The following is a 9,314-nucleotide window of genomic DNA, read 5'->3' as shown; positions in this document are numbered from 1 at the left end:
TAGCCATCTCCCCCGTCGTTGCCCTGGACCCTGAGGTGCGACGAGCCCATGAAGCGCCTCCACGCGGGCGCATCCTCCCCTGCGGCCAGAAGCTACCCGCGGGTCCGACGACCGGTGCATGAGCCGGTGCGCGAGCTGACCCTGAGAACTTGGGCTCGGCGGCACCGTGATGCTCCGCAACGGTCGTCATACCCGCGAGTCACGCGTGGAGGAGTCGTCGGTCCCCTCGTCGCGTCAGGGGGGATGTCCCCCGTTCGCCTCGGAGGACCGCGGGATGGTCCGCATGGCCCGTGGTGTTGGAGGGTAGGAGAGTCCGCACGAACCTCAGGAGAGCGATGAGCCAGATCCCGAACCAGCCCTACCCGAACCCGCAGCAGCCGGGCGTCTACCCGCCCGGGCCCGAGGCGCTCGCGCCCGAGCAGCAGCGCAGCTACGGCATGCTCGCGCACCTCGCGCCGGCGATCGCGCTGCCGCTGTCGGCCGGGACGCTCGGCTTCGTCGCGAGCCTCGTCGTCTACCTCATGTACAGGGACCGTGGCGACTTCGTCCGGCAGCACGCGGCGAACAGCCTCAACGTGCAGATCATGACGCTCATCCTGCTCGCGATCTCGGGGCTGCTGATGTTCGTCCTCGTCGGCTTCCTCACCTACCCGCTCGTGGTCGTCATCGCGACCGTGATCCACGTGATCGGCGCGATGAAGGCCAACAACGGGGAGATGTGGCAGCCGCCGATGACGCCGCGCTTCGTCAGCTGATCCACACTGGCGTCATGCCAGACCTGACCGCCCGGGGCGTCGTCGTGCAGGGGCACGGCGTCGCCTCGGGCCGCAGCCCGGGCTCGCCCTTCGCGGCGGGGACGATCGCGCTGCAGGCGCCGCACCTCCGCGGGCGCGGGCTCGACCTCGATGGCTTTCACCCCGCGACGATCAACGTCGACCTCGCGCCGGCGGTGCTGCGGGTGACGACGCCGAGGTGGCGCTTCAAGGACGTGGCGTGGACCGAGGTCCACCCGCCGGAGACCTTCTCCTTCGTCGAGTGCCGGATAGGGCACGCCGGGCGCGAGGTCGATGCCCTGATCTACCACCCGCACCCCGAGACCAAACCGATGCACCACCAGCCCTCGACGGTCGTGGAGGTCCTCGCCCCCTTCATCGACGGGCTGGGCTACGGCGACGAGGTGACGCTCGCCCTTGCCCCCGGCCAGGCGGAGCTGCGCCGACCCACCCCACCTTTGCCCGGGCGGTGGTGAAGCTTGCCCGGGCAGCTGTGGTTCAGCGGCCGGTGAACGTCCCCGGGCGCTTCTCGAGGAAGGCCGCGACCGCCTCGCGGTGGTCCTCGGTCGTGTGGGCGACGGCCTGCATCGCGGCGGCGGTCTCGAGGCTGGCGCGAAGGGGGACCTCGAGCGCGTCCTTGAGCAGCGCCTTGGCCATCCGCACGGCGTAGGGCGGGTTCTTCGCGACCCGGTCGGCGAGCGCGCGGGCCGCGTCGAGGAGCTCGTCCGGCTCGACGACGGCGTTGACGAGACCCCACGCGAGCGCGGTCTCGGCGTCCACCCGGTCACCGGTCAGGGCCATCTCGGCCGCGCGCGCCGGGCCGACGAGGCGGGTGAGCAGCCAGGCGCCGCCGTCGCCGGGGATGATCCCGAGCTGGACGAAGGACTCCGCGAAGAACGCCGTCGTCGAGGCCACCCGCAGGTCGCACATCACCGCGAGGTCGCAACCGGCCCCGACGGCCGGGCCGTTGACGGCCGCGACGACCGGCACCTCGAGCCGGTCCATCGCGGCGGGGATGCGCTGCACGCCGCGCCGGTAGCCCTCACGGCTCCCGTGCACCGGCCCGCCGAAGGGCGGCTCCCCGTCCCGCATCGCCTTGATGTTGCCGCCGGCGGAGAAGGCCGACCCCGCCCCGGTGAGGATGACGACCCGCAGCGAGTCGTCCTGCGCGGCGTCGTTGGCCGCGCTCACCGCCGCCTCGAGGGCCTCGATGACGTCGAGCCCGGTGATCGGGTTGCGCTGCTCGGGCAGGTCGATCGTCCAGGTCTGGACGTGACCGTCCCGCTCGATCCGAAGGGGGCACGCGCCGGTGGGGTGAGCCATGGGGCCCATCATGCCGTCGCGGCGAGGCTCGTCGCAGGGCTCCTCGCACCGCAGCGAGAAACCTCATGCATAACGTGATGTTATGCGTCTCATAACGTAGACGATTAGGTTGCGGGCTAAGGCGAGACTTACTCTTGGGGTTGGCCCGCGCGCCGGCGGGCACGACCCGAAGGGGACCACAGACTCGCATGAGCAGCACCACCGAGCAGCGCACCACCGAGGTCAAGGACCGCGTCATCATCCGCTTCGCCGGGGACAGCGGCGACGGCATGCAGCTGACCGGCGACCGCTTCACCGCCGACAGCGCGGCGCTGGGCAACGACCTCTCGACCCTGCCCAACTTCCCGGCCGAGATCCGCGCCCCCCAGGGCACGATCCCGGGTGTCAGCTCCTTCCAGCTGCACTTCGCGAGCTGGGACATCCTCACCCCCGGCGACGCCCCCGACGTGCTCGTCGCGATGAACCCCGCCGCCCTCAAGGCCAACCTCGGCGACGTGCCGCGCGGCGCGACGATCATCGTCAACACCGACGAGTTCACGACCCGCAACCTCAAGAAGGTCGGCTGGGCCACGAACCCGCTCGAGGACGACACCCTCGAGTCGTGGAAGGTCCACGCGGTGCCGCTCACGAGCATCACCGTCGAGGCGCTCGCCGAGCACGACTCCCTGACCCGCAAGGAGAAGGAGCGGGCGAAGAACATGTTCTCGCTCGGCCTGCTCTCCTGGATGTACTCGCGGCCGATCACCGCCACCGAGGACTTCCTCACCGCGAAGTTCGGCGGCAAGCCCGACATCCTGGCCGCGAACCTCGCCGCCCTGCGTGCGGGCTGGAACTACGGCGAGACGACCGAGGACTTCGCCGTCGTCTACGAGGTCGCGCCCGCGCCCACCCCCGCCGGCACCTACCGCAACATCACCGGCAACGCCGCGCTCGCGCTCGGTCTCGTCGCGGGCGCCCACCGCAGCGGCCGCCCGCTCGTGCTCGGCTCCTACCCGATCACCCCGGCCTCCGACATCCTCCACGCGCTCTCCGGCTACAAGCGGCACGGCGTGACGACCATCCAGGCGGAGGACGAGATCGCCGGCATCGGCATCGCGCTCGGCGCCTCCTTCGGCGGCGCGATCGGGGTCACGACGACCTCCGGCCCCGGTGTGGCGCTCAAGTCCGAGACCATCGGCCTGGCCGTCAGCCTCGAGCTCCCGCTCATCATCGTCGACGTCCAGCGCGGTGGCCCGAGCACCGGCCTGCCGACCAAGACCGAGCAGTCCGACCTGCTCCAGGCGATGTTCGGCCGCAACGGCGAGTCACCGGTGCCGATCGTCGCCCCGCAGACGCCCGCCGACTGCTTCGACGCCGCGATCGAGGCCGTCCGTATCGCGACGACCTACCGCACCCCCGTCTTCCTCCTCTCCGACGGCTACCTCGCCAACGGCTCCGAGCCCTGGCGCGTCCCCGCCGTCGCGGACCTGCCGGACCTCACCGTCGAGCTCGCCGCCGAGCCCAACGCGACGGACGACAAGGGCAACCCGGCCTTCCACCCCTTCGTCCGGGACCCGGACACCCTCGCCCGCCCGTGGGCGATCCCCGGCACGCCCGGCCTCGAGCACCGCGTCGGCGGCATCGAGAAGGCCGACGGCACCGGCAACATCTCCTACGACCCGGACAACCACGACTTCATGGTCCGGACCCGGCAGGCGAAGGTCGACAAGGTCGCCGAGACCTCCGTCGAGCTCGCCGTCGACGACCCGACGGGCGAGGCCAAGGTCCTCGTGCTCGGCTGGGGCTCGACGTACGGGCCCAACCTCGCCGCCGTGCGCCGCCTGCGCGCCCAGGGCAGGGCCGTCGCCCACGCGCACCTGCGTCACCTCAACCCCTTCCCGACCAACACCGGCGAGGTCCTGCGCCGCTACGAGCGCGTCATCGTCCCCGAGATGAACCTCGGCCAGCTCGCGATGCTGCTCCGCGCGAAGTACCTCGTCGACGTCCAGTCGTACACCTCGGTCCGGGGCCTGCCCTTCCGGATCGCCGACCTCGTCGAGGTCATCACCACTGCGCTGGACGAGACCACGACGACGGAGGCCCCCGCATGAGCATCGAGCTCGGCATCCCCACCACCCGCGGCACCGACGGCGTCCCGGCGCTGCCCGAGGGCCAGACCCAGACCCGCAAGGACTTCGCCTCCGACCAGGAGGTGCGCTGGTGCCCCGGCTGCGGCGACTACGCGATCCTCGCTGCCGTCCAGGGCTTCCTGCCCGAGCTCGGGCTGCGCAAGGAGAACATCGTCTTCGTCTCGGGCATCGGCTGCTCCAGCCGATTCCCGTACTACCTCGACACCTACGGCATGCACTCGATCCACGGCCGCGCGCCGGCAATCGCGACCGGCCTGGCGACGAGCCGGGGGGACCTCTCGGTGTGGGTCGTCACCGGTGACGGCGATGCGCTCTCGATCGGCGGCAACCACCTCATCCACGCGCTGCGCCGCAACGTCAACATGACGATCCTGCTCTTCAACAACCGGATCTACGGGCTCACCAAGGGCCAGTACTCCCCCACCTCGCAGCCGGGCCTGGTCACGAAGTCCTCGCCGATGGGTAGCGTCGACGCACCCTTCAACCCGATCTCGCTCGCGCTCGGCGCCGAGGGCACCTTCGTCGCCCGGACGATGGACTCCGACCGCAAGCACCTCACCGCGGTCCTCAAGGCCGCCGCCGCGCACCGCGGCACCTCGATCGTCGAGATCTACCAGAACTGCCCGATCTTCAACGACGGCGCCTTCGAGCTCATCAAGGACATCGAGGAGCAGCGGGCCCGCCTCGTCCACCTCTCGGACGGCGAGCCGGTCGCGGTGGGCGAAGGGGAGGACCGTCAGGTCCTCGTCCGGGACGAGCGCGGGGCGCTCGGCTTCGTCGCCGAGGGCGAGATCAGCGCGAAGGGGTGGGCCGACCGGGTGGTCGTCCACGACCCGGGCAACCCCGACCCGAGCCAGGCCTTCGCGATCAGCCGTCTCGACAGCGAGTCGATGACCCATGTCCCGATGGGGATCTTCCGCTCGGTCGAGCGGCCGACCTACGACGACCTCACCCGGGCGCAGGTCGCCTCGGCGATCGAGACGGCCGGCGGACCGGCGGGCGACGACGACCTCACCGCCCTGCTCCACGGCAACGACACCTGGTCCGTGCTCGTCGACCCGTCGGTGACCTCCACGGACGAGACCCTGCAGGACGCGGACTGAGCGCCGCACGCACCCGCACGAGGACGACGCTCGCCGTCACGGCGGCGATGGTCCTCGTCGCGCTCGCCGTGTCGTTCTTCCTCCTGACCCGTGGGGAGGCGAGGGTCGCCGGATCTCCCGGCACCACCCCTTCGTCCGCCGGTGGCACGACGGCGACCGGCTCCGGACCGACGGTCACGGGCGAGGCCTCCCCCGACCCCGAGGTCGAGGTCACCCGGCAGCCCGACGAACCGCAGAGCGCGGCCGCGCGTGCGGCCGGGCTGCGGGCCGCCGACGCCGAGGCGTCGGCCGTCACCCTCTCGGTCCCCTCCGTCGGACTGACCACCTCGATCGAGCCGCAGGGGCTGCGCGACGGCAAGGTCAACCCGCTCGCCCAGCAGGTCATCTGGTTCACGGGGTACGACCGGGTGCGCCCGGGCGCCGAGGGGACCTCGATCATCGCCGGGCACGTCGTCTCCCGGGGTGGCCCGGAAAAGTTCGCGCCGCTGGAGTACGTGAAGGAGGGCGACGGGGTCGTCCTCACCTACCCGACGGGTGAGACCCTCCGCCTCGAGATCACCCGGACCGACATCGTCGGCAAGACCGACCTCCAGGTCGACCAGGACGTATGGGGCGCCAACGACTCGAGCCGCCGCGTCGTGCTCGTGACCTGCGACGACCGCCTCGGGTTCCGCGAGGACGGGCACCGCGAGGCGAACTTCGTCGCGGTCGCCGAGATCGTCGACTGACGGCCGGTCGGGAGCCGGTCCGGCGCGGTCGTATGCTCGCCCGGTGACCCCAGACGACCCCGACCGCCGCCACCGGCTCGGGCTCCTCGCCGCGTGGGGCGCGTACGGCATCTGGGGCCTCTTCCCGATCTACTTCCACGCGCTCAAGCCCGCCGGTGCCTGGGAGATCCTCGGTCACCGGATCGCCTGGACGCTCGTCCTCTGCGTCGGTGTCATGCTCGCCCGCCGGGAGCTCGGCGCCCTCATCCGACTCCTCCGCCGCCGCCCCAAGCTCGCGCTCGGCGTCACCGCGGCGGCCTACACCATCGCGGTCAACTGGGGCGTCTACGTCTATGCCGTCGGCGAGGGCCGGACCCACGAGGCCGCGCTCGGGTACTTCCTCAACCCGATCGTGACGGTCGCGCTCGGCGTCGTCGTGCTGCGCGAGATCCTCCGGCCCCTGCAGTGGCTCGCCGTCGGGATCGGCGCGCTGGCGGGGCTCTACCTCGCGGTCGTCGCCGGGTCGGTCCCCTGGATCTCGATCGTCCTCGCGCTGTCCTTCGCCCTCTACGGGCTCATCAAGAAGAAGCTTGGTGTCTCGCTGCCCGCGCTCCAGTCGCTGTCCGCCGAGACCATCGCCCTCGCCCCGCTCGCGGTCGCGATCATCGGGTGGCTGACGTGGACCGGGGCCTCGACCTTCACCCTCGACGCCCCGCTGCACCCAGCGCTGCTCGTCGTCTCCGGGCTCGTGACCGCCGTGCCGCTGCTGCTCTTCGCGGAGTCGGCGCGCCGGATCCCGCTCGTGACCATCGGGCTCATCCAGTTCAGCACGCCCGTGATCCAGCTCGTCGTCGGGCTGGCCCTGCTGGGTGAGCACATGCCGAGCTCCCGGTGGGTCGGCTTCGCGATCGTGTGGGTCGCCCTGCTCGTCCTGTCGGTGGACTCGGTGCTCGCCACCCGCCGGGCGCGTCAGCCGAAGCAGGTCCCCTCGCCGCGGTAGGTCGGGACGACGTCGACGACCTCGCCCCCGCGGAGCAGGACGACCTCGTCGAAGCGCTCGCACACCTCGCCGGCCTTGGCGTGACGGAACCACACGAGGTCACCGATCGCGAGCCGGTCTGCGGCATCTCCCTTGAGCGGGGTCTGGACCTCGCCGGTCCCCTCGGTCCCGACAAGCTCGAGCCCGGTGGGCCACACGGGTACCGGCACGCGGTCCTGCCCGGCCGGACCCGAGGCGATGTAGCCGCCCTGGAAGCAGGTGACGTAGCCGCTGGCCGGCCGGCGCACGACGGGCAGGGCGAAGGCCATCGCCGGGCGCGGCTCGAAGCTGTCGTAGCCGTCGAAGAGCGTGGGGGTGAAGAGGCCTGAGCCCGCGGCGAGCTCGGTGAGGCTCGTGTCCTCGTGCGTGACGTGCAGGCTGCCGGTGCCGCCGCCGTTGACGAACTCGAGGTCGGTGACCTCGCGGACCGCCGCGACGACCGCCGAGCGGCGGGTGCGGAGCTCGGCGTCGGAGCGTCGCTTCATGATGCGCACGGCCGGCGAGGAGTCCGGGACACCGGCGATCTGGGCGTCGTAGAACATGATGCCGACGACGGCGAGCCCCCGGTCGGCGGCGGCCCGGGCGACCCGGGCGGTCTCCTCCGGGGCGCGAAGGGGGGAGCGTCTCGCCCCGATGTGCACCGGACCGACCCGCAGGGAGGCATCGACGTCGACGGCGACGCGGACCCCCTTCGCACCGAGGCGGTGGAGGAGGTCGACGAGCTCGATGGAGTCGACGGTGAGGGTGACGCGGGACCGGAGGGTCGCGTCGCCGGCGAGCCGGGTGATCGCCTCGGCGTCGACGCTCGGGTAGGCGATGTAGACGTCCTCGATGCCCTGCTCGGCGAGCCAGAGGCCCTCGCGGATGTTGTAGCCCATGACACCGGCGAAGCCGTCCATGCCGAGGGCACGCTCGACGAGCGAGCGGACGCGCACGGACTTGCTCGCGACCCGGATCGGCATGCCGGCGGCCCGCCGGACGAGGTCGGCGGCGTTGGCGTCGAAGGCGTCGAGGTCGACCGCGAGCAGCGGCGCGCGTCGGCCGACGACGGCGGCGGACCAGGCGGAGAGATCGAGGGTGGGCGTGCTCACGCGCTCAGGCTACGCGCCGGTCACCACAGCTGCCTGGGCACGGTTCACAACCACCCGGGTTCCTGTCCCTCCTGTTCGCACGAGCCAAGGCTCGTGCGAACAGGAGGGGTACGAGCCTTGGCTCGTGCGAGAGGACGGGGTGGTCAGCCGGCGCGGTGGACGACGCCCTCGGCGAGCGCGAGCAGGGCGCTCTTCGCGTCGCTGTCGGGCAGCGGGGCGAGGACCTCCTTGGCTCTCTGGCCCACGGCGAGGGTCTCCTGGCGTGCGTCGGCCATCGCCTGGTGCGGGCGGAGCAGCTCGAGCGCCCGCGCGAGGTCGGCGTCCTCGCGCAGGTCCGACACGAGCAGCCGCTGCAGCTCGGCGTCGGCCGGGTCCTGCGAGGCGAGCGCGTTGAGCACCGGAAGGGTGCGCTTGCCCTCGCGCAGGTCGGTGCCGGGCGTCTTGCCGGTCTCGCCCGACTGCGAGGCGATGTCGATGAGGTCGTCGGCGAGCTGGAAGGCGACGCCGAGGCGCTCGCCGTACTCCGTCGCCATCGCCACGACCTCTGGCGAGCAGCCGCCGAACATCGCGCCGTAGCGGGCCGCCGTCGCGACGAGCACCCCGGTCTTGTCGGCGAGGACGCTGCGGTAGTACTCGCGGGCGTCCGTGCCCTCGGGGCACGGCCGGTCGTCGCGGATCTGGCCGGCGCAGAGCCGGATGAAGGTCTGCGCCTGGATCTTCACTGCGGCCGGGCCGAGGTCGGCGATGATGTCCGACGCGCTGCCGAAGAGCAGGTCGCCGACGAGGATCGCCGTGGAGTTGTCGTACTTCGCGTTGGCGCTCGGGGCGCCGCGCCGCATCTCCGCCTCGTCCATGACGTCGTCGTGGTAGAGGCTCGCGAGGTGGGTCAGCTCGACGCCCGCGGCGGCCGCGACGACGTCGTCGTTGATCCCCTCCCCCAGCTCGGCGACGAGCATGGTGAGCATCGGCCGGAAGCGCTTGCCCCCCGCCTGGGCGAGGTGCAGGTTGGCCTCCGTGATGAAGTCGTCCTCGTGCCGCGTGCGCTCGACGATGACGCGCTCGACCGCCTCCAGCCCCTCGGCGAGACGAGCGCTCAGCGCATCGCTGGCCCCAGGGACCGCGATGACACCGGGCGTCGCGCTCGTCACC

The 9,314-nt window shown here is 71.9% G+C and carries 9 protein-coding genes; 6 read left to right on the top strand and 3 right to left on the bottom strand.

Features of this window, described 5'->3' with window-relative positions:
- The first annotated feature begins 335 nt into the window (after positions 1-335).
- Positions 336-755 carry a DUF4870 domain-containing protein gene (locus JNO54_RS04915; RefSeq protein WP_204142894.1) on the top strand — a complete coding sequence of 140 codons (420 nt, stop codon included), beginning with the start codon at positions 336-338 and terminating at the stop codon, positions 753-755.
- A 14-nt stretch (positions 756-769) separates the two neighbouring features.
- The gene (locus JNO54_RS04910) at positions 770-1,249 is read left to right on the top strand and encodes a hypothetical protein (RefSeq protein ID WP_204142893.1); all 480 of its coding nucleotides are present in this window, start codon (positions 770-772) and stop codon (positions 1,247-1,249) included.
- A 22-nt stretch (positions 1,250-1,271) separates the two neighbouring features.
- Here JNO54_RS04910 and JNO54_RS04905 read toward each other — a convergent pair whose 3' ends face one another.
- Entirely contained in the window at positions 1,272-2,096 is an 825-nt protein-coding gene (locus tag JNO54_RS04905; protein WP_204142892.1) for a crotonase/enoyl-CoA hydratase family protein, read from the bottom strand.
- Between the two features lie 188 nt (positions 2,097-2,284).
- Here JNO54_RS04905 and JNO54_RS04900 point away from each other — a divergent pair, with 188 nt between their 5' ends.
- The 4 genes from JNO54_RS04900 to rarD are packed head-to-tail and all read left to right on the top strand — an operon-like array spanning position 2,285 to position 7,035.
- Positions 2,285-4,186 carry a 2-oxoacid:acceptor oxidoreductase subunit alpha gene (locus tag JNO54_RS04900; RefSeq protein ID WP_204142891.1) on the top strand — a complete coding sequence of 634 codons (1,902 nt, stop codon included), beginning with the start codon at positions 2,285-2,287 and terminating at the stop codon, positions 4,184-4,186.
- Complete coding sequence (locus JNO54_RS04895; RefSeq protein WP_204142890.1) at positions 4,183-5,328, top strand: 2-oxoacid:ferredoxin oxidoreductase subunit beta; 1,146 nt, start codon at positions 4,183-4,185, stop codon at positions 5,326-5,328. The genes JNO54_RS04900 and JNO54_RS04895 overlap by 4 nt, the downstream gene beginning before the upstream one ends.
- A 47-nt stretch (positions 5,329-5,375) precedes the next feature.
- The gene (locus JNO54_RS04890) at positions 5,376-6,056 is read left to right on the top strand and encodes a class F sortase (RefSeq protein ID WP_204142889.1); all 681 of its coding nucleotides are present in this window, start codon (positions 5,376-5,378) and stop codon (positions 6,054-6,056) included.
- Positions 6,057-6,099: 43 nt separating this feature from the next.
- The gene (gene rarD / locus JNO54_RS04885) at positions 6,100-7,035 is read left to right on the top strand and encodes an EamA family transporter RarD (protein WP_204142888.1); all 936 of its coding nucleotides are present in this window, start codon (positions 6,100-6,102) and stop codon (positions 7,033-7,035) included.
- Here the strand turns inward: rarD and JNO54_RS04880 are convergent.
- Complete coding sequence (locus JNO54_RS04880) at positions 7,005-8,165, bottom strand: amino acid deaminase/aldolase (RefSeq protein ID WP_204142887.1); 1,161 nt, start codon at positions 8,163-8,165, stop codon at positions 7,005-7,007. The two genes, rarD and JNO54_RS04880, sit on opposite strands and share 31 nt — an antisense overlap.
- 143 nt (positions 8,166-8,308) lie before the next feature.
- A complete protein-coding gene (locus JNO54_RS04875) occupies positions 8,309-9,313 on the bottom strand; it encodes a polyprenyl synthetase family protein (protein ID WP_204142886.1) in 1,005 nt (334 codons plus the stop codon).
- Position 9,314 lies beyond the last annotated feature (1 nt).

This window comes from Janibacter endophyticus, assembly GCF_016888335.1.
In the GTDB taxonomy this organism is placed as follows: Bacteria; Actinomycetota; Actinomycetes; order Actinomycetales; family Dermatophilaceae; genus Marihabitans; species Marihabitans endophyticum.
The sequence above is the reverse complement of the archived record's forward strand: the minus strand, read 5'-3'. Positions and strand labels throughout refer to the sequence as shown.